This window comes from Serratia sp. TSA_130.1 (assembly GCF_052691795.1).
On record NZ_JBQZFS010000001.1, the window covers coordinates 811,098 to 830,425 of the forward strand.

The window sequence follows — 19,328 nt, forward strand, 5'->3', positions numbered from 1 at the left end:
AAATAGATGTTCTGCACCTGCGCGATATTCGCCTGGGCGCCTGACGTTCGCCCTTCGTTAATGTTTCACGGCGCGCATTGCGCTTTTGGTTTTTATTTTTCAGCCGACGGGAAAGCTCATGGAAAATTACGCTTCACTCAGGAAAATAACCGCTACCTGGAGGTCAACATGCAACATATTATCGGCATTTCTTCTCGTCGGCTGAGGATATCGGCCCTTGCGCTGCTGCTCCCGGCGATGTCTTGGGCGGCCGATACGGCGTCTGTCGCCGTGGGGCCGCAGTATGACACCACCCATGTCTACGTCGAACGCGGCAAGATGGATGCCTTTGTCGACAGCATCCTGAAAACCTTCGGCGGCACCAGCACCGAACGCGTGCTGGTCAACGTCACGCCCACGCCCAGCGAAACCTACTCCCAGCTGATACTGACGCCGGCCGGCAGCTTCTCGGTGTTCGATTTCAAAACGCCGATCCCGCATCCGTTTGGCGCTGAGCGCAACGGTTTTCTGGTCAGGGATATGGACGCCGCCATTCAGCAAGCCAAGGCCGCCGGCGCCGATGTGCAGGTCGAACCCTTCGACGATCCGATTGGCCGCGACGCGGTGATCCAGTGGCCCGGCGGCGTCAACATGCAGCTTTATTGGCACACCAAAGCGCCCAACTACAAGCCGCTGCTGAGCGTGCCGGAAAACCGCCTGTACCTCTCCGCCTATCGCGTCGACGACTTCCTTAACAGCTATCGGGCATTCTCGCACGCCAAGGTGGCGAGCGACGCGCAAGTCAGCGATGCGGCGATCGGCCGTAACGGCAACGGCAAGATCCGCCAGATCGAACTGGACTCCCGCTTCGGCAAAACGCGCATTTTCGTCACCGACGGGCATCTGCCTTATCCGTTCGGCCATGAGCGCACCGGCTATGGCGTCGACGATCTGTCGGCCACGCTGGCCAAAGCGACGGCCAGCGGCGCGCAGGTGCTGTGGCATTCGACGGCGGCGGAACGCCGCGCCTCGGCGCTGGTGAGCTTCCCCGGCGGCTATATCGCCGAAATTCACCAGACGGCTAAATAAACCCAAGGCGCGCTGCGGCGCGCTTTTTTCTTCGGATATCCATGATGAAACGCACGCTACCCGCACTGTTGCTGTTCTCCACGCTCCCCGCGCTGGCGGCGGAGCCCGCCGCTTCCCCCTGGAAAAACATCCCGTTGGGCGATGCGGCCACGTTGTCTTTCGACGGTTCACTGCGCGAGCGCTATGAATGGACGGATCAGCGGGATCTGAACGGCGGACGCGACGACACCTTCATGCAGCGCTTGCTGGTTGGCGCGCGCCTCGACTACGGCGACTATGTCGGCGCCTATGTGCAGGTGGGATCGTCGCTGGCCACGCCGCGCGACCGCGGGCGCAAGCCGACCGACGAAGATCATGCCTACTTCGGCCAGGGCTATGTGGATATGAAACTGCCCACCGCCTACGGCCTCGGCACCCTGCGGATCGGCCGCCAGGAGATTGCGCTGGGCTCGCTGCACCTGCTGGGCACCCGCGACGGCCCCAACGTGCGCCGCTCCTTCGACGCTATCCGCGCCAGTTGGGTCAAGGACAAAAACCGCCTCGACGCCTTTATCGGCCACCCCATTACGCTCAAAACCGGCAGTTTCGACGACGATACCGACAACAGCCAAAAGGTATGGGGGCTGTACGGCACCACACCGCTGACGCCGCTGGCTTCCTCGCTCGATCTTTATACCTTCGGCTTTGAAGATAACGACGCCCACTACGCGCAGCTCAGCGGGCAAGAGCGGCGCTACACCGTCGGCGCGCGCATTTTCGGCGCGGCGCAGGGCTTCGACTGGGACAATGAGGCCGCCTGGCAGTTCGGCAGCGCGGAACAGCGCGACATCCGCGCCTGGTCGGCGTCGGCGCACGCCGGCTATACGGCGAACGACTGGCGCTGGCGGCCGCGCTTTGGCGGCAAAATCGGTATCGCCAGCGGCGACAAAAACGGTCACGACGGGCAGCTCAATACCTTTAACGCCATGTACCCCAAGCTGCCCTACCTGACCGAGAACGGGCTGGTGGCGCCGGCGAACCTGATCGCCATCCATCCTTCGGTCACGATCACGCCGTGGCAAACTCTGTCCATCGACTTCAGCTGGGACGCGTTATGGCGGCAACGCCGCGAGGATGCCTTCTACCTCGGCCCGATGCGCCCGGTGAAAGGCAGCGCGCAGGGCTCGCGCTTTATCGGCAACCAGTACCAGGTCGAAACCACCTGGACGCCGAGAAGCGATCTTCAGTTCAAGGTGGCCTATGTCTACTTCGACGTCAGCAACAGCCTGCAGCACCATGCCGGGCTGAAAAACATGAACTTCGTCCTGGCGCAGGGCACCTACAGTTTTTAAGTATCAGGCAAGTTAATCGGTGTACGCGGGCGCCCTCAATAATCCCGTATCCGATTAATGACGACAGCCGGCGTGCGGCCGCCTCTATGCGTTACGGCAATGGCGGCTACTCACCGCATTTCACAGATAAAAAGCTGGAAAAGCAGAAAGATAAATCAGCGACGCAAACGCCGCGCGCCGATTACAGAGAAATATTAAATAAAGATTTAATTCCAACGAGTTATTTAAACACGTCTTTTACTCATATCTTATGTAAAAGATTCATATAAGAATAACTAATTAATAAAATAATTGTGTTTATACTGCTTTAACTCAATCACAGTGCACAATTAATTCCTCACCGTGATTAATGATAAGGATATATTCCGCTTGAACGCAATATTCAAGCCGGACCAAGGAGGCAAGCCAATGATATCACTTTAATTACCCCCTGATTTTCAAACCTGTGTACGAGCATATAGAGCGTTAGGTGCAATATTGTCAACGTCCAAAGGAGTTTGATATGTCATTAGCGACCGATAAAATTTCCGATTATTTAACCCGTTATGAAAGAGGCGATCACGCGGGGAGCAGTAAACCGTCATATACCACGCAAGAGGTTTCAGATCTGCTGCTGAGGAGCCATTATTCCGCCAATGGCAAAGGCGTGACCGACCATGCGGCTACCTTGACCTACTCTTTCCCCCTCTATACGGGCAGCGACAAGACGGGCGCCGCGCAGCTTACCGCCGCCCAGCAAGCCCAAACCAAGCTTTCATTACAATCCTGGTCGGATGTGGCCAACATCACGTTCACCGAGGTTAAAGGCAACGACGCGAAAAATGCAGATATAAAGTTTGGTTTTTATAAGGCGGCCAGCGGGGGCAATTACACCTCGTATGAAAGTACGCAGAGCAATCTAAAAAGCACCATTTGGATCAGCGGCAATAACGGCTACGACGCCTCCAATCCGCAAACCAATAATTACGCCAGGGATACACTCACCCATGAAATAGGGCATGCGTTGGGGCTTTCTCATCCCGGCAATTATGATGCGTCAAATGCCACCTACCCCACCTACGCCAACTCGGCGAAGTATTATGAAGACGACCATCAATATTCTTTGATGAGCTATTTTAACGAACAATACACCAGCGCTGACTATAAAGGCGTTTGGCCATCGGGGCCGCAGCTGGATGATATTACCGCCATACAGAAGCTTTACGGCGCGAATACCACCACGCGCACCGGCGATACCACCTATGGTTTCAACTCGAATACGGACCGAGACTTTTTGAGCGTTAAGGCGTCCACGGACAAAATCGTGGCGGCTATCTGGGATGCCGGCGGCAATGACACGCTGGATTTTTCAGGCTACAGCCAGGATCAGCGCATCAACATTAACGAAGGCGCATTCTCTGATGTCGGCGGCTTGAAGGCGAATATCGCCATCGCCTACGGCGCGCAGATTGAAAATATCATCGGCGGCAGCGGCGCCGACATTCTTGTGGGCAACGCGCTGAACAATACGTTAAAAGGCGGTGCAGGCAACGACATCATTTACGGTGCCGGCGGCGCCGATCAGCTCTGGGGCAATGCAGGCGCGGACACCTTCGTCTTCCGCGAAGCCGGCGACAGCCAAGCCGCCGCGCCGGATTGGATCCGCGATTTCCAGACCGCGGAGGATAAAATCGACCTGTCGTGGCTCAACCAGACGGCTAAGGCCGAGGGGGGCGAGTTGCACTTCGTGGATAATTTAAGCGGCTCGTTATATGAAGCGGCGCTGAATTATGACGCGCAGCAGAATGTCACCGATCTGGCCATCAATCTCTCCGGCAATCAATTGCCTGATTTTCTGGTTAAAATCGTTGGGCATGTCGACGCTTCCGCCGATATTCTCGTCTAGCCAAGAAACCAACAGTCCGGCGCGAACGCCGGACTGTTCATCTCTTATCAGACCTCACCCGGCGTCTTTTTACATTGCCACAGCAATAAATCGCGCAGACGAGGTCACACCGCTTCCAGCTCCGCCGCCAGGGTGGCGACCAGCTCCGCCGCCGGCATCGGCCGCGCCAGGCCGACACCCTGCCCGGCCCACAGCGACATAAACTCCGCGCGCCCGGCCTTGGCCGCCGCCTGGCGGATATCGCCGGTGAGCGCGTTCTGCACCGGATAAGGCAGGATCTGCTCCTCTTCCGCGCGCATCTGCCGCATGAAATCATTGACGATGCCGCGCGCCGGGCGGCCGCTGAAGGCGCGCGTCAGGCGCGTGCTGTCATCGCCAGCGTTGCGCAGCGCCGCCCGCCAGGCTTCGGCGATGCCCGACTCCGGGCTGCACAGGAATGCGGTGCCCAGCTGCGCCGCCTGCGCGCCCAGCAATTGTGCCGCCGCGATGCCGCGCCCGTTCATGATGCCGCCTGCGGCAATCGCCGGGATCTTCACCGCCGCCACCACCTGCGGCAGCAGGGCCATCAGGCCGACGCAGGACTGTTCGATATCGCCAAGGAAGGTCGGGCGGTGGCCGCCCGCCTCCGCGCTCGAGACGCAGACGAAGTCGGCGCCCGCCTCTTCCCAGGCGCGGGCTTCCGCCACCGTGGTGGCGGTGCCGATCACCCGCGAACCGGCCTTCTTGAACTGCGTGACCGTCGCGCGCGGCAGCACGCCGAAGGTGAAGCTGACCACCGGCGGTGCAGCCTCCAGCAGGGCCGCGATCTGGTCGCGGTTGTTTTCGGCGAATTGGGTCGGCATGGGCGGTTCACTCAGCCCCAGCGCTTCGCGGAACGGCCGCAGCAGGTGCTGGGCGCGCTTGAGCTCGGCGAGATCCGGGTGCTGCTCATCGAGCAGAAACAGATTGATGTTGAACGGCGCGGCGGTCTGCGCGCGGATCTGCTGCACGCGCTCGAGGATCACCGCCGGGGAAAACAGCGCCGCCGCGCACGATCCCAGCGCCCCGGCGTTGCTCACCGCCACCGCCAGCGCCGGCGGCGACGCGCCGTTCATCGGCCCCTGAACGATCGGATAGCGCAGCCCAAGCTCGCGGGCAAAAGCAGAAGGTGCCGTCATCAATATGTCTCCCTGTGCTGACTACATTCGTCTTACGGCGGCCGCGCCGCCGAACCGACCAAAAGCATAGCACCTTCTCACCGCCTGGCCGTGCAGTTAATGCTTCACCTGACGCCGGTCGAGCGACAGGAAGTGATGCACCACCGGTTTCTCAGGGCCGATATGGAAGCGCAGCGCCTCCTGCTGCAGATCGGCATCGGCGTGCGATACCCGCTGGTGCTGCCGCAGATGCTCCGCCCAGGATTCCACCAGGAACCACTCCATGATGCATTCCGGATCGCCGGTGTGCTCGGTGATGCCCCAGGCGTAAGCGCCATCGCGGCGACGCGCCCGCTCCAGCATCAGCAGCGTGCGCAAGAACTGCGGCCGATCCTGCTCGCGAATGCGGTACTCCACCTGAATCATCACCGGGCCGCGATCGTTCTCGACCGGCGTGTTAACCAACGGCTCCGGCCAATGGTTCGACGGCTGCAGATCGGCCTCGCCGGTCGGCAGACGCAGGCGGTGGAACAGCAGCCCCGCCGCCAACAGGCCGACGCCGCCGACCAGCAGCGTGGCGGCCACGCCCAGCTCCTGCGCCACCAGCCCCCACAACAGGCTGCCCGCCGCCATCGCGCCGTTGAACACCATCAGATAGATGGCCAGGCCGCGGCCGCGCACCCAGTTAGGCAGCACGCCCTGCGCCGCGCCGTTGAGCGTGGTCAGCGCAATGATCCAGCCGGCGCCCAGCACCAACAGCAGCACCACCGCCAGCCACTGCGGCGGCGCCAGCGACAGGGCCGCCATTACCGCCGCCGTCAGCACCGCCGCCAGCAACACCAGCCCGTCGGCGTTCAGCCGCTGGCGCAGGCGCGGCAGCACGATCGCCCCGAGGATCGCCCCGGCGCCCACCGCCCCCAGCAGGACGCCGTAAAAACCGGCGCTGCCGCCCAGCATGCGGCGCGCCACCAGCGGCAGCAGCGCCCAAACCGAGCTGGAGAAGGCGAAGAACACCGCCGCCCGCAGCAGCACCACGTGCAGCTCGCGGCTGGAACGGGCATAGCGCAGCCCGGCGCGGAAGGCGCCGAAGAAGTGTTCCGACAGGCCGCTGTCCTCAACCTTCGGCCGCTTCCACCACAGCAGCGCCGCGATCACCAGCACATAGCTCATCACGTCCGCGCCGTAGGCCGCGCCGGCGCCGAAGCTGGCCAGCAGCAAACCGCCGGCCGCCGGGCCGATGGAGCGGGCGATGTTGATGCCCAGCGAGTTCAGCGCCACGGCGTTTTTCAGCTCGCCGCGCGGCACCAGCTCCGGCACGATCGCCTGCCAGGTCGGCCCCATCAGCGCCGCGCCGATGCCGCCGACGAAGGTCAGCGCCAGCAGGTATTCCACCGTCAGCGCGCCGGTCTGCGACAGCAGCAACAGGCTGCCGCTGACGCAGGCCAGCAGAATTTGCACGAAGATCAGAAAGCGTCGCCGATCGAGAATGTCCGACAGCACCCCGGCCGGGATGGCCAGCAGGAACACCGGCAGCGTGGCGGCGGTTTGCATCAACGCCACCGCCGAAGGGTTGCTCGACAGGTCGGTGATCAGCCACGAGCTGGCGACGTCGCGCATAAAACTGCCGACGTTGCCGAGCACCGTGGCGCCCCACAGCACCGCAAATAATGGAATTTTCAGCGGCGCGAAGCCGCCCGCCGCCGCCTTGTTTTCCGTCTGTTCAGCCATCCGTTCGCTCCTTCAAATCGTTAAATGCCACCAGCAACAGCGCGCCGGCCAGCCCGAGGTGTTCAAAAAATCCGTTCATCATCTGGCCGCGCTCCGCCCCGTCGAACTGCCAGAACGGATTGGCCATCAGCGTCGCCATCAGGGTAAAACCGGCCAGCACCAACGCGCCGAGCCAGCGATAAAAACCGCTCAGGATCAGCGCCGCCGGCTGCAGGCCGAAGTGGGTCATCTCGGCGATGGCGCCCTCAACGTTCAGCGCCTTGACCAACCCGCCCTGAATATAGGCGGCGCAGATCGCGAGCAGCAGCACCCAGCGCACCGCAGGCGCGTGCAGCCGCTGCGCGCAGCGGGCGGCGATAACAGTCAGGTTCATCGCGCCTCCTTAAAACGGCGAATTCTGGATGAAGGCCAGCAGATCGGCGTTGAAGCGATCGGGATCGGCCTGCGCCAAACCGTGAGAGCCGCCGGCGTAAACATTCAGCTCCGCCTGTTGCATAAGCTTAGCGGCTTTCAGCGCCGAGGCGCCGATCGGCACGATCTGATCGGCGTCGCCGTGCACCAGCAGCGTCGGCTTGTCGATCGCCAGCAGATCGGCGGTGTAATCCACTTCGGAGAACGCGCGTACGCAGTCGTACTGCCCTTTCACGCCGCCCTGCATGCCCATCAGCCAGAAGCTGTCGATCAGCCCCGCGTTGCTCTCCACCTCGTCGCACTGGAAGCCATAGAACGGCACCGCCAGCTCTTTGAAGAACTGCGAGCGGTTGCCCGCCACGCCGCTGCGAATGCCGTCGAACGCCGCCATCGGCGTGCCCTCTGGGTTGACCGGCGTCTGCAGCATCAGCGGCGGTACGGCGCCGACCAGCACCACCTTCGCCACCCGATCGCTGCCGTGACGGCCGATGTAGCGCGCCACTTCGCCGCCGCCGGTGGAATGGCCGACCAGGATCAGATCGCGCAGATCCAGCGTTTCGATCAGCAGGGCCAGATCGTCGGCGTATTGGTTGATGTCGTTGCCGTGCCAGGTTTGATCAGAACGGCCGTGGCCGCGGCGATCGTGGGCGATCACGCGGAACCCGCTCTGGCCGAAAAACAGCATCTGGTTGTCCCAGGCATCGGCGGACAGCGGCCAACCGTGCGAGAACAGGATCGGCTGGCCGCGGCCCCAATCCTTATAGAAAATGCGTGCGCCATCGGGCGCGGTAAGAGTGCTCATGACGTGTTCCCCGCTCGGTATCGAATTGGATTTTGGACGGGTTAACAGTACGGCAGGCGCAAAGGCAGTGATAACGGAATAATTTTCGCATGATCGCGAGTTTTTTTGCTGAAGAGGCCGGCGTCGCCGCCGGCGCAAAACGTCAGATGTTTTCCAGATCGATGCCGCGCGTTTTCGGGCCGAACAGCCCGATCACCAGCATCACGATCAGCATGCTGGCGACGATAAACGCGATCACCCCCAGCGAACCGCCGTACTGCAAGATAATGCCGATAATGATGCTGCTGAACACCGTCGACAGCCGGCTGAAGGAGTAACAGAAACCGACGGCGCGGGCGCGGATGTGGGTCGGGAAGATCTCGGATTGATAGGAGTGGTAGCTGTAGGTCAGCCAGGCGTTGGACCAGGTGATGAAGAAGCCGCACAGGATCAGCCACAGCGGGTTGTTCTGCAGCGCGAACAGCGAGCCGAAGATCACCGTCACCAGGCAAGACAACACGATCTGCCACTTATTCTCCATCTTGTCGGCGTAGAAGCTGCACAGCAGCGAGCCCAGCGGGTAGGCCAGCGTGATGAAGAAAGCGTACAGCAGGCTGTGGGTGACCGAAGCGCCCTTGCCCGACAGCAGCGCTGGCAGCCAGTTGCCGAAGCCGAAGAAGCCGATGGCCTGAAAGAAATTCATCACCACCAGCATCAGCGTGCGATCGCGATACTGCGGCGCCCAGATATCGCGAAAGCGGCCGCGCAGCGGCGCGCCCTCGGCATCGTCAACCGGGCGCGACGGGAAGTCCGTGGCTGCCACGCCGCAGCGCCGCTCCATATCCCGCATCACCTGCCGGGCCTGCGCATAGCGCCGCTGCTGCACCAGCCAGCGCGGCGACTCCGGCAGCCCCTTGCGCACCAGCCAAATCACCAGCGAAGCCAGCGCGCCGGCGATCACCACGTAGCGCCAGCCGCTCAGGCCCCAAATCGTCTGCGGCACCAGCCACCAGGACATCAGCGCCACCGCCGGCACCGACAGGAACTGCACGAAGAACGCGAAGGCGAAAGCCCGGGTGCGCAGATGCGCGGGCACCCACTCCGTCAGGTAGGTATCGATGGTCACCAGCTCAATGCCGAGCCCGACGCCCACCAGAAAGCGCAGAAAGATCACCCACTCCGCCTGCTGTTGAAACGCCAGCAGCAGCGAGAAGGCGCCATACCAGATCAGGGCGAACATGAAGGTGGCGCGCCGGCCGAAGCGATCGGCGTACGGGCTCAGCAGGCTGGCGCCGACGAACAGGCCGAGAAAGGTGGCGGAGGCGAAGGCCGCCTGATCCGACACGCCGAAGACGCCCTGCGCGCCGGTGTGGAAAATGCCGTCGGCGATAAGGCCGGTGCTGATATAGCCGGTCTGGAACAGATCGTAGAGTTCGAAAAAGCCGCCCAGCGACAGCAGAATGATAAAGCGCCACAGGCCGGCCGACGCGGGCAAGGCGTCGATTCTGGCCGCCAAATCCCGCGCATGGATCGGCGACGCCGCTACAGAGTCACTCACCGTTAACCTCGCATTAACATTTTTGATGACTTTCTATGCTAGCGAAGCGGCGTCGGAGTTAAATTTTTAATTAGCAGACTATGAAAAAAAGTTAAGCATAAAACGCTGCAGCAGCCTGTTTTATAGCAGGAAAATGTAGCGCGGGATGCCGCAGCGGCATCCCGAATCGGCAGGTTAACGGCTGTGGTGGTGCTGCAGCCGTTCGCTGCGGTAGGCGCTCAGCAAGCACCAGCCGAGGGCGATCAGCGCCAGCGGCGCGGCGACGAAGCCGATGTTGCCCATGCCCAGATGCAGGCTCACCTGATTGCCCAGCAGCGCGCCGCTGCCGATGCCGAAGTTGTACAGGCCGGAGAAGATCGCCATCGCCACGTCGGTGGCGTCCGGCGCCAGGCTCAAAACCCTGGCCTGCATCGACAGGCCGATCGCCATGATCGCCATGCCCCAAAAGATGCACAGCACCGTCAGATGGCTTTCGCTGCCGGCGGCCGGCAACAGCAGCAGCAGGCTCAAGGCCAGCAGCGTAATGGCGCCGATAAAGAAGCCGGAAGGAAAACGCTCGCTGTAGCGGCTGAACAGCAGGCTGCCGACGATGCCGGCGGCGCCGAACAGCAACAGCATCAGCGTGGTGAAGTTCTCCGACAGCCCGGCCACGGTCTGGATAAACGGCTCGATGTAGCTGTAGGCGGTGAAGTGCGCCGTCACCACAATGATGGTCAGCATGTAAAGCGCCATCAGCGCCGGGCGCTTGAACAGCAGCGGCACGCTGGCCAGCGAACCGGAGTGCTCGCTTTTCAGCACCGGCAACAGGCGCCACAGCAGCACCAGCGCCAGGGTGGCGCACACCGCGATGCCGATAAAGGTCATGCGCCAGCCGAGCAACTGCCCCACCACCCGCCCGAGCGGCAACCCGAGCACCATCGCCAGCGCGGTGCCGCCCGCCAGCAGGCTCAGCGCCTGGGCTTTCTTGCCCGGCGGCGCCACGCGGATCGCCAGCGAGGCGGTGATCGACCAGAACACCGAGTGCGCCAGCGCCACGCCGGCGCGCGAGATAACCAGCGTGGTAAAGTTCCAGGCCACGGCGGTCAGTATGTGGCTGGCGATAAACAGCATGAACACGCCGATCAACAGTTTGCGGCGCTCGATCTTGCTGGTCAGCAGCATGCACGCCAGCGAGGCGGCGGCGACGATCCAGGCGTAAATGGTAATGATCAAGCCGACCTGTTCGGTTTGCATCGAAAAGCTGGCGGCGATATCGCTCAGCAGACCGACCGGAATAAACTCGGTGGTGTTGAATATAAAGGCCGAGACGGCGAGGATGACCACGCGCAACCAGGCGGTTGAGCGGGAAACGGGAGCGTGTTCCATGGTAAAAAAAATCCGGACAGGTGCGGGCAAGTCGCGATATTTTAACCAACCGGCCCGCTAAATGCGATACGCGTCACATTTTAATTGTGTGGTTTTTTTCACCGCCCATCGACACGCTCACCGACGCACGGTTGCCAAAATGCTGTGCTAATCTATTGAAGCGTACCAATTTTTCCTGCCGCTCTTCCCCGGCCGTCCACGCGCCGCGCCGAAGACCCGCGCAGTGTCCCTTTGGCGTTTCCTGAGGCGAGGTCATTATGATGTCCGCGATTTATGATTGGTCCGTACTTGCCCTGCGCAATGTTTACGATCGCCGCATCCAGGGCCAGCCGGTGCTCGACAGCGCGGCCCTCTTCCCCGACGCCGAACGCTTTACCGCCCAATGGCGGCAGATCCGCGAAGAGGCGCTGACGGTCGCCCACGATCTGCACAATATCCCGCGCTTCCACGAGATCATGAGCCAGCAGGCGTCCATCTCCGCCAACGACGCGCGCGACTGGCGCATGTTCATCATGAAGGCCTATGGCCAGCCCATCCCCCGCAACCTGGCACGCTGCCCGACGCTGGCGGCGCTGATCGCCTCCTCGCCGGACGTGCTGTCCGCGTCGCTCTCCTTCCTGGCGCCCGGCAAACAGGTGCCGCCCCATCGCGGCCCGTTCCGCGGCATTCTGCGCGGCTATCTGGTGCTGGACATGCCCAAACGCGCCGACGGCGCGCCGGCGGCGGTGCTGAAGGTGGATGGCCGCGAATACCGGCTGCGCGAAGGGGAGTTCATGCTGTGGGACGATACCTTCGAGCACGAGGTATGGAACGACAGCCCGCAGGTGCGCACCGTGCTGCTGCTGGACATTCGCCGCCGCGACATGCCCGGCGGGCTGCGGCTGCTCTCCAGAGCCATCATCGCGCTGGTGCGGCTGAACGTGCGCTGGATGCAGCGCCAGTTCTGACTGCGGCGCACAGGCGATTAACCACCCTGAGAAGCCAGCCACTGGCCGGCGGTGGTGGCGGCCATGCCCTGGCGCGCATTGAAGGTGTTCGCCTTATCCCAGGCCACGCCGTCGGGTCGGGCGAAAGCCAACCGGTATTTCGCGCCGACGTCATGCGGATGATTCCGCACCTCCGCCTGCAGCCGCTCTTTGTCCAACAGGACTCTGTTGACCTCCACGCCCCAGTGCGCCTGCATAAGATCGGCAAGCTCACGGTAGGTCAGCGTATCCCCGGCGATATAGACCACCTGGTTGCGAAACGCGGGCCGATGGAAAAAAATCGCGGCCGTCAGCCGGCCAATGTCCTCGGGAGTGGTCAGCGTCACCGCATACTGCCAGTCACCCAGCGCGCGCACGGTTTTGCGTTCCGCATCCACCACGCCAAAAACCGAGTCAAACAGGTAGCTGGTGAAAATGCCCGTGGAAACAATCACCCACTCCGTTGCGCTCTGCGCGCGCAGCAGGTGACGCACCTCAAGCTGTTCATCCCACACCGGCTGCCCGCTGCCTTTACCGACGACATCGTAGTCCACGCCGAACTGCCACGGGAAGTAGCGCGCCACGCCGGCCTGCAAAACGGCCTGGGTGATCTTTATCTGCGTGCCCGCCCCGCCGACGAAGCCGCTGCAGTTGATTACCGCATCAAAGCCGCGCAGCAGCACGCTCAGCGCCTCCACACCGCTTTGCTGCAGATCGCCTTCCACCACGGCGATCCCGAGCCGCGCCAGTTCATCCCGCCGCGCCCGGAGCGGGCCGCTGACGGCGCGGGCGGCCTCCGGCCGGAGCAGTACGCTGATTTTTAAAGATGGAGATAACCGAGCCTGCCGGCTCATCGCTCGCAGTACCGGCAGCCCCAGTTCGCCGGCGCCGAGTATGAGCACGGTATTGATGGATGGATTTGTGGATTTCATGCTTGCCTCCTGTCTTGACACTGCGTCATCCTGACAGCTGACAAAAACGGGTTCAATTAGGTACACGCGTGATACCGGGGAGGAATATGACGAGCGATCGGGAAGCGCTGCTGCAATTTTCGCAAGCGTTCTGTGAAGCATTGAGCAACGACGATGAAGGGTTGAAGCGCGAGATCCTCGCGCATGCGGGCAACCGTTGGTCGCTGGGCGTATTGCATCTCCTGGGCACCCACGGGCCGCTGCGCCACGGCGAACTAGGCCGCCAATTAGCGGGCGTGACGCAGAGAATGCTGACGCGGACGCTGCGCCATCTCGAGCGGGATGGGTTGATATCGCGCTGCGATTATCAGGAAAAACTGCCCCGCGTGGTTTACACCATCACCGAGGCCGGGGAAGAAATGCTGCTCAACATGCTGCCGCTCTGGTCGTGGATTATCTCCTCCGCCGACGCCTTCAGGGCAGCCCGCTCGCACTACGATGGCCAAGAGCGCGACGCCGAAAAATGAACGCGGGCTTCCCTGCCCGCAGGCGGCTGTCAGCCGCCGCCCAGATACGCCTTTCTCACCTGCGGATCGTTCAACAGTTCTTCCCCGCTGCCGGTGAGGCGGATCTGGCCGTTGACCATCACATAGCCGCGATCGGACAGTTTCAGCGCATGGTTGGCGTTCTGCTCCACCAGAAACAGCGTCATGCCGCTGCGGGTCAGTTCGCGCAGCACCCCGAAGATCTGCCGCACCACGATCGGCGCCAGCCCCAGGCTCGGCTCGTCCAGCAGCAACAGCTTCGGCCGGCTCATCAGCGCGCGGGCGATCGCCAGCATCTGCTGTTCGCCGCCGGACATGGTCATCGCCCGCTGGTTGCGCCGCTCTTTCAGGCGCGGAAACAGCTCGAACATGCGCGGCAAATCCTCTTCCAGGTAGCGATTGCCGACGGTGATGGTGCCCATCAGCAGGTTCTCCTCCACGCTCATGTCCGGAAAGATGCGCCGCCCCTCCGGCGCCTGCGCGATGCCGCTGCTGGCAACAAAGTGCGTGGAGCGGCGGCTGATGTCCTCGCCGCGAAACAGGATCTGCCCGCCGGCGATACGCGGCTGACCGAAGATCGACATCAACAGCGTGGACTTGCCCGCGCCGTTGGCGCCGATCAGCGCCACCGTCTCCCCGGCGTTCACCTGCAGCGACACCTGGCGCAGCGCCTGGATCGGCCCGTAAAACACATCGACCTCGCGAAATTCCAACATCGCTTCGCTCATCCCGCCAGCTCCTCTTCGTCCGCGCCCAGGTAAGCGGCGATCACCGCCTCGTTGTGCTGAATCTCTTGCGGCGTGCCGCGGGCGATCACATCGCCGTGATCGAGCACGATCACCCGATCGGAGATCTCCATTACCATGCCCATGTCATGCTCGATCAGCAGCACCGTGATGCCGTGATCCCGGCGCAGGAAGCGGATGATGCGGCTCAGCGCGGCCGTCTCCACCGGGTTCAGCCCGGCGGCCGGTTCGTCGAGGCAGATCATCTCCGGCGCGGTGCACATGGCGCGCGCGATCTCCAGCCGCCGCTGCTGGCCGTAGGACATCTCCCCCGCCAGCCGGTTGGCGCAGTCCGCCAGATCCACCACCTCCAGCCAGTAGAAGGCGTGATCGAGCGCGGCGCTTTCCGCCCGGCGGTAGCCCGGCGTATTCAGCACCCCGGCGATCAGATTGCGGTTGCTCTGCATGTGCTGCGCCACCAGCAGGTTCTCCACCACCGACATTTCGCGGAACAGGCGGATATTCTGGAAGGTGCGCGCCAGCCCGGCGCGGTTGACCAGGTGGGTGCCGCCGAACATCTTGTAATAGAGGCGCGAACCGAGCCGCTTCGGGCGTATCCAGTCGCCGGCGCGGAACTTCTGCCCCAGCACCTGGATCACATCGGTCGGCCGCTTGTGGGTATTGAGCAGGATCGCGCCGCCGGTGGCGCGATAGAAACCGGTCAGGCAGTTGAACACCGTTGTCTTGCCAGCGCCGTTGGGGCCGATCAGGGCGGTGATGGAACCGCGCTCCACCTCCAGATTGACGTCGTTCAGCGCCTTGATGCCGCCAAAGCGCATCATCAGGTGTTCCACCCGCAAAATGGCGTCGCTCATGGCGCCACCCCCTTGCGTTCCGCAAAGCTGGCGCGGCTGATGCGCACCAGCCCGCGCGGCCGCCAGATCATCATCGCCACCATCAGCACGCCAAACAGCAGCACCCGGTATTCAGCGAAGCTGCGCAGCAGCTCCGGCGCCACCGTCAGCACAAAGGCCGCCAGCACCACGCCGAGGGTGGAGCCCATGCCGCCCAGCACCACGATCGCCAGGATCAGAGCCGACTCGAAGAAGGTGAACGAAGTCGGGTTGACGAACCCCTGGTAAGTGGCGAAAAACACCCCCGCCAGCCCGGCGGTGGAGGCGCCCAGCATAAACGCCGACAGCTTCACCTGCACGTGGTTCAGCCCGAGGGAGCGGCAGGCGATCTCGTCCTCGCGCAGCGCCTCCCAGGCGCGGCCGATCGGCATGCGCGTCAGCCGGTGCTTGATGTACAGCACCAGCAGCACCACCAAAAACAGCATCGCGTAGATGAAGATGAACTTGAGATTAGGATTGTAATCGATGCCGAGAAACTCGTGGATCGGCACCCCGCCGTCTTTAGCGCGCCGGCCGAACTCCAGGCCGAACACTGTCGGCGCCGGCACCGAAATGCCGTTCGGCCCGCCGGTGAGCGACATCCAGTTGTTCAGCACCAGCCGGATGATCTCGCCGAACCCGAGCGTGACGATGGCGAGATAGTCGCCGTGCATGCGCAGCACCGGAAAGCCCAGCAGCGCGCCTGCCAACGCCGCCATCAGCGCCCCGAGCGGCAGCATCGCCCAAAAACCGAGCCCGAGATACTGGTAGCCCAACGCCAGCCCGTAGGCGCCGATGGCGTAAAACGCCACGTACCCCAGATCGAGCAGCCCCGCCAACCCGACCACAATGTTCAGCCCCAGTCCGAGCAGCACGTAGATCAGGCCGAGGATCGCCACCGTCAGCAGGTATTTGGTGGCGACGAACGGGAACAGCAGCGCGATCGCCGCCATCAGCGGCAGGAACCAGCGCAGATTGGATTTATAGCCCAGCGGACGTACGTACACGCCGTCGTTGCCGCCGTCGAAGCGCGCCAGCACCTTGCGGCCCGGCGCGGTTTGCAGGAACAGGCTCAGCAGCAGCCGCCCGGCCATCACCGCGACGATGATCCACACCAGCCGGTGCGGCTCGAAGTTAAAGCTGTAGCCGTTCAGCACGATGCCGACGATCGGCCCGAACACGATCAGGGCGATCAGCCCGGCCAAAACGGCATCCAGCAGGCTGCGTTTGACGTTCAGCCCGCCGTTGATTACGGATTGCGACATGGCGTTCTCCTTAAACCTTGGCGACCAGCGGCCGGCCGAGCAGGCCCTGCGGGCGGAAGATCAGGATCGCCACCAGCAACCCGAAGGAGAACACGTCCTTGTAATCCGAATTCACCATGCCGGCGAACTGCGCCTCCGCCACGCCGAGCAGCAGCCCGCCCAGCATCGCGCCCGGCAGCGAGCCGATGCCGCCCAACACCGCGGCGGTGAAGGCCTTGATGCCGATGATAAAGCCGACGTAAAAATCGAAGGTGCCGTAGTTCATGGTGATCAGCACTCCGGCCAGCCCGGCCATGGCGGCGCCGATCACGAACACCAGCGAGATCACCCGATCGGTATTGATGCCGAGAATCGAAGCCATTTTGCGATCCTGCTGGGTGGCGCGGCAGATGCGCCCCAGCCGGGTGCGCTGAATGATGTAGGTGAGGATCGCCATGCCGAGCAGCGACGCCACCAGAATGAACACCTTGGTGTAGGTGATCTGCACCACGCCGCCGTCGAATTCCAGGCGGAACACGCCGCTCAGCAGCGTCGGGATGCCCTGCTGGCGCGGCCCTTGGCTTATCTGCGCATAGTTTTGCAGGATTAACGACATGCCGATGGCGGAGATCAGCGGCGCCAGGCGGGTGGAGTTGCGCAGCGGCCTGTAGGCGATGCGCTCGATCACCCAGCCGTACACCCCGGTGATGACGATGGTGAATACCAGCGTGCCGAGGATCAGCAGCGGGAACGATTGCAGCCCGAAGAACGACAGCAGCGCCAGACCGATGGCGCACAGGTAGGCGGAGATCATGTACACCTCGCCGTGGGCGAAGTTGATCATGCCGATGATGCCGTAAACCATGGTGTAGCCGATGGCGATCAGGCCATACACCGCGCCGAGGGTCAGGCCGTTGATCAGCTGTTGCAGAAAGAATACATCCATAATGAGCAGTCTCGCCTGGTAAGGCCGCCAACGCAGTCCGACGCGGCCCAAAGGTAGTCGCGGAACGGGCGCGCCAAGGCGGCGGCCCGTCGGTCATAGGGTCACACCCTCAATGTTCGGCCGTTTACAGTTGGTGATATTTGCCCTTGTCATCCCATTGATAGACCACGTAATCCGAGACCTTCAGATCGCCCTTCTGATCCCAGGCTTTTTTACCCATCACGGTGTCAACATCGTGCGACTTCAGCCATTCGGCGGCCTTGGCGCTGTCTTTGCCGCCGGTGGCGTTGAAGGCGGCGGCGATCGCCTGGATCGAAGCGTAGGAGTAAAGGGTGTACCCTTCCGGCTCAAAGCCGCTGGCGCGGAACTTGGCGATCACCGCCTTGCCTTCCGCGATCTGGCGCGGATCGTTGCCGAAGGTCATCAGCACGCCGTTGGTGTACTGCGGCCCGCCGGCGGCGGTCACCAGCTCTTCGGTCACCACGCAGTCGCCGGAGAAGAACTTGGCGGTCACGCCCTGCTCGCGCATCTGGCGCACCAGCGGCCCGGCTTCGGGATGGCAACCGCCGAAGTAGACCACGTCCGGCTTGACCGAGGCGATCTTGGTCACCAGGGCGTTGAAGTCTTTCTCGCCGCGCGACAGCCCCTCATACAGCACCTCTTTAACCCCGCGCTTGTTCATTGCCGCCTTGGCGGCGTCCGCCAGCCCCTGGCCGTAGGTGTCTTTATCGTGGATCACCGCGATGCGTTTGGCCTTCAGGGTATCCAGCATGTAGTTGGTGGCGATCACCCCCTGCTGATCGTCGCGCCCGCACATGCGGAACATGGTCTTCATGCCGCGCTCGGTGATCTGCGGGTTGGTGGAGCCGGGGGTAATGGCGATGATGCCGGCCTCGTCATACACCTCGGAGGCGGGCATGGTGGATGAGGAACAGAAGTGGCCGACCACCGCCGACACCTTGTCCTGATCCACCAGCCGGTTAGCAACCGCGACCGCCTGTTTCGGTTCACAGGCGTCATCCCCCTGCACCAGTTTGATTTTTTCCCCTTTGATCCCGCCGGCGGCGTTGATGTCCGCCGCCGCCTGCGAAGCCCCGCGCCAATACTGATCGCCATAGGTGGCGTTCGGCCCGGAGAACGGCCCGGCGACGCCGATGACGATATCGGCCTGCGCGGAAAACGCCGTACCTAAACAACCGATGAGCAAAGCAGCGAGCGGACTTTTTATCAATTTCGATGACATTGTTATCTTCCTCAGCACTGTTGTAGCGAAACGCCCTGGGGCGCGGATCAGTCACTTTATGTGTAGACGGGGAAAATAATTTTCTTGAGAGCGCAGTCGCATTCCCCAAAAATGGGTAAGCAAAAATCCAGCCATTGTGACGACGAATACATATTGTTTGCTTATTCATCCTACATATCAGTTGCGGCGCGGCGTGTGGCGCCGTTAACCAGGGTCTGGCCAATACGGTTAGCGCGAGTGGAAGTATGGGTGGGAGAACGGCCCTGCACCATCGCCGTGCAAAGGCGTGTGCAAGCGGCGTCAAAACGATTGGGGATGCAAAAATCAACGCATCGCGATGGAAAATGCCGAAAAACAGCGCAAGGTGCTCATTCCCTCAGCAAACGCGCTTTTTTTGCAGTTTAGCGCTTTGACAAACCCCGGATGCCCCGCTATTATTCGCCCCGTTCACACGATTCCTCTGTAGTTCAGTCGGTAGAACGGCGGACTGTTAATCCGTATGTCACTGGTTCGAGTCCAGTCAGAGGAGCCATATTTAGAGAAGCCCGCTCAGGGAAACCCGAGCGGGCTTTTTGCTTTTTGCTTTTTGCTTT

17 protein-coding genes and 1 tRNA gene are annotated in these 19,328 nt (G+C 62.3%); 6 read left to right on the forward strand and 12 right to left on the reverse strand.

The window, feature by feature from the left end; all coding sequences use genetic code 11:
* Positions 1–168: 168 nt before the first annotated feature.
* From ACUTQY_RS03765 to ACUTQY_RS03775, 3 genes are all read left to right on the forward strand, one after another.
* A complete protein-coding gene (locus ACUTQY_RS03765) occupies positions 169–1,068 on the forward strand; it encodes a glyoxalase/bleomycin resistance/dioxygenase family protein (RefSeq protein ID WP_046688515.1) in 900 nt (299 codons plus the stop codon).
* A gap of 41 nt (positions 1,069–1,109) precedes the next feature.
* Positions 1,110–2,399 (forward strand): alginate export family protein, encoded by a 1,290-nt coding sequence (locus tag ACUTQY_RS03770; RefSeq protein WP_046687433.1) that lies wholly within the window; start codon positions 1,110–1,112, stop codon positions 2,397–2,399.
* A gap of 502 nt (positions 2,400–2,901) precedes the next feature.
* Positions 2,902–4,284 (forward strand): serralysin family metalloprotease, encoded by a 1,383-nt coding sequence (locus ACUTQY_RS03775; RefSeq protein WP_046687434.1) that lies wholly within the window; start codon positions 2,902–2,904, stop codon positions 4,282–4,284.
* 104 nt (positions 4,285–4,388) lie between these two features.
* Here ACUTQY_RS03775 and ACUTQY_RS03780 read toward each other — a convergent pair whose 3' ends face one another.
* From ACUTQY_RS03780 to ACUTQY_RS03805, 6 genes are all read right to left on the reverse strand, one after another.
* Positions 4,389–5,441, reverse strand: a complete 1,053-nt coding sequence (locus tag ACUTQY_RS03780) for an NAD(P)H-dependent flavin oxidoreductase (RefSeq protein ID WP_046687435.1) — start codon at positions 5,439–5,441, stop codon at positions 4,389–4,391.
* Between the two features lie 96 nt (positions 5,442–5,537).
* The gene (locus ACUTQY_RS03785) at positions 5,538–7,148 is read right to left on the reverse strand and encodes an MFS transporter (protein WP_128868526.1); all 1,611 of its coding nucleotides are present in this window, start codon (positions 7,146–7,148) and stop codon (positions 5,538–5,540) included.
* Positions 7,141–7,521, reverse strand: coding sequence for a DoxX family protein (locus tag ACUTQY_RS03790; RefSeq protein ID WP_046687437.1), 381 nt, complete (start codon positions 7,519–7,521; stop codon positions 7,141–7,143). Before ACUTQY_RS03790 ends, ACUTQY_RS03785 begins: the two co-directional genes overlap by 8 nt.
* Positions 7,522–7,530: 9 nt before the next feature.
* Positions 7,531–8,361 carry an alpha/beta fold hydrolase gene (locus ACUTQY_RS03795; protein ID WP_033651868.1) on the reverse strand — a complete coding sequence of 277 codons (831 nt, stop codon included), beginning with the start codon at positions 8,359–8,361 and terminating at the stop codon, positions 7,531–7,533.
* Positions 8,362–8,503: 142 nt separating this feature from the next.
* Positions 8,504–9,898, reverse strand: a complete 1,395-nt coding sequence (locus ACUTQY_RS03800) for an MFS transporter (protein WP_170852885.1) — start codon at positions 9,896–9,898, stop codon at positions 8,504–8,506.
* 174 nt (positions 9,899–10,072) lie between these two features.
* Positions 10,073–11,263: a sugar transporter gene (locus ACUTQY_RS03805; RefSeq protein WP_046687439.1), complete on the reverse strand. Its 1,191-nt coding sequence runs from the start codon at positions 11,261–11,263 to the stop codon at positions 10,073–10,075.
* A 260-nt stretch (positions 11,264–11,523) separates the two neighbouring features.
* Between ACUTQY_RS03805 and ACUTQY_RS03810 the strand changes: the two genes are divergently transcribed.
* Positions 11,524–12,210: an aspartyl/asparaginyl beta-hydroxylase domain-containing protein gene (locus ACUTQY_RS03810; protein WP_046688516.1), complete on the forward strand. Its 687-nt coding sequence runs from the start codon at positions 11,524–11,526 to the stop codon at positions 12,208–12,210.
* Between the two features lie 17 nt (positions 12,211–12,227).
* On the opposite strand, the gene ACUTQY_RS03815 is transcribed toward ACUTQY_RS03810, so the two are convergent.
* The gene (locus ACUTQY_RS03815; RefSeq protein WP_046687440.1) at positions 12,228–13,160 is read right to left on the reverse strand and encodes an aromatic alcohol reductase; all 933 of its coding nucleotides are present in this window, start codon (positions 13,158–13,160) and stop codon (positions 12,228–12,230) included.
* A gap of 86 nt (positions 13,161–13,246) precedes the next feature.
* On the opposite strand from ACUTQY_RS03815, the gene ACUTQY_RS03820 reads away from it, so the two are divergent.
* A complete protein-coding gene (locus ACUTQY_RS03820; protein WP_042785014.1) occupies positions 13,247–13,666 on the forward strand; it encodes a winged helix-turn-helix transcriptional regulator in 420 nt (139 codons plus the stop codon).
* A 29-nt stretch (positions 13,667–13,695) separates the two neighbouring features.
* Here the strand turns inward: ACUTQY_RS03820 and ACUTQY_RS03825 are convergent, their stop codons facing one another.
* From ACUTQY_RS03825 to ACUTQY_RS03845, 5 genes are all read right to left on the reverse strand, one after another.
* Positions 13,696–14,412, reverse strand: a complete 717-nt coding sequence (locus tag ACUTQY_RS03825; RefSeq protein ID WP_033651872.1) for an ABC transporter ATP-binding protein — start codon at positions 14,410–14,412, stop codon at positions 13,696–13,698.
* Entirely contained in the window at positions 14,409–15,284 is an 876-nt protein-coding gene (locus ACUTQY_RS03830; RefSeq protein WP_033651873.1) for an ABC transporter ATP-binding protein, read from the reverse strand. Before ACUTQY_RS03830 ends, ACUTQY_RS03825 begins: the two co-directional genes overlap by 4 nt.
* Positions 15,281–16,567, reverse strand: coding sequence for a high-affinity branched-chain amino acid ABC transporter permease LivM (livM, locus tag ACUTQY_RS03835; RefSeq protein ID WP_046687441.1), 1,287 nt, complete (start codon positions 16,565–16,567; stop codon positions 15,281–15,283). Before livM ends, ACUTQY_RS03830 begins: the two co-directional genes overlap by 4 nt.
* A 10-nt stretch (positions 16,568–16,577) precedes the next feature.
* Complete coding sequence (locus ACUTQY_RS03840; RefSeq protein ID WP_033643752.1) at positions 16,578–17,492, reverse strand: ABC transporter permease subunit; 915 nt, start codon at positions 17,490–17,492, stop codon at positions 16,578–16,580.
* 124 nt (positions 17,493–17,616) lie between these two features.
* A complete protein-coding gene (locus ACUTQY_RS03845; protein ID WP_016927040.1) occupies positions 17,617–18,735 on the reverse strand; it encodes a branched-chain amino acid ABC transporter substrate-binding protein in 1,119 nt (372 codons plus the stop codon).
* A gap of 456 nt (positions 18,736–19,191) precedes the next feature.
* Between ACUTQY_RS03845 and ACUTQY_RS03850 the strand changes: the two genes are divergently transcribed.
* Positions 19,192–19,267: transfer RNA gene (locus ACUTQY_RS03850), tRNA-Asn, on the forward strand.
* Positions 19,268–19,328 lie beyond the last annotated feature (61 nt).

Excerpts from the sequence above, each read along its gene's own strand:
- livM (WP_046687441.1), bottom strand. The coding sequence starts at position 16,567 with ATGTCGCAATCCGTAATCAACGGCGGGCTGAACGTCAAACGCAGCCTG.
- ACUTQY_RS03795 (WP_033651868.1), bottom strand. The coding sequence starts at position 8,361 with ATGAGCACTCTTACCGCGCCCGATGGCGCACGCATTTTCTATAAGGAT.
- ACUTQY_RS03815 (WP_046687440.1), bottom strand. The coding sequence starts at position 13,160 with ATGAAATCCACAAATCCATCCATCAATACCGTGCTCATACTCGGCGCC.
- ACUTQY_RS03780 (WP_046687435.1), bottom strand. The coding sequence starts at position 5,441 with ATGACGGCACCTTCTGCTTTTGCCCGCGAGCTTGGGCTGCGCTATCCG.
- ACUTQY_RS03775 (WP_046687434.1), top strand. The coding sequence starts at position 2,902 with ATGTCATTAGCGACCGATAAAATTTCCGATTATTTAACCCGTTATGAA.
- ACUTQY_RS03790 (WP_046687437.1), bottom strand. The coding sequence starts at position 7,521 with ATGAACCTGACTGTTATCGCCGCCCGCTGCGCGCAGCGGCTGCACGCG.
- ACUTQY_RS03785 (WP_128868526.1), bottom strand. The coding sequence starts at position 7,148 with ATGGCTGAACAGACGGAAAACAAGGCGGCGGCGGGCGGCTTCGCGCCG.
- ACUTQY_RS03845 (WP_016927040.1), bottom strand. The coding sequence starts at position 18,735 with ATGTCATCGAAATTGATAAAAAGTCCGCTCGCTGCTTTGCTCATCGGT.
- ACUTQY_RS03810 (WP_046688516.1), top strand. The coding sequence starts at position 11,524 with ATGTCCGCGATTTATGATTGGTCCGTACTTGCCCTGCGCAATGTTTAC.
- ACUTQY_RS03765 (WP_046688515.1), top strand. The coding sequence starts at position 169 with ATGCAACATATTATCGGCATTTCTTCTCGTCGGCTGAGGATATCGGCC.
- ACUTQY_RS03770 (WP_046687433.1), top strand. The coding sequence starts at position 1,110 with ATGATGAAACGCACGCTACCCGCACTGTTGCTGTTCTCCACGCTCCCC.
- ACUTQY_RS03825 (WP_033651872.1), bottom strand. The coding sequence starts at position 14,412 with ATGAGCGAAGCGATGTTGGAATTTCGCGAGGTCGATGTGTTTTACGGG.
- ACUTQY_RS03820 (WP_042785014.1), top strand. The coding sequence starts at position 13,247 with ATGACGAGCGATCGGGAAGCGCTGCTGCAATTTTCGCAAGCGTTCTGT.
- ACUTQY_RS03830 (WP_033651873.1), bottom strand. The coding sequence starts at position 15,284 with ATGAGCGACGCCATTTTGCGGGTGGAACACCTGATGATGCGCTTTGGC.
- ACUTQY_RS03805 (WP_046687439.1), bottom strand. The coding sequence starts at position 11,263 with ATGGAACACGCTCCCGTTTCCCGCTCAACCGCCTGGTTGCGCGTGGTC.
- ACUTQY_RS03840 (WP_033643752.1), bottom strand. The coding sequence starts at position 17,492 with ATGGATGTATTCTTTCTGCAACAGCTGATCAACGGCCTGACCCTCGGC.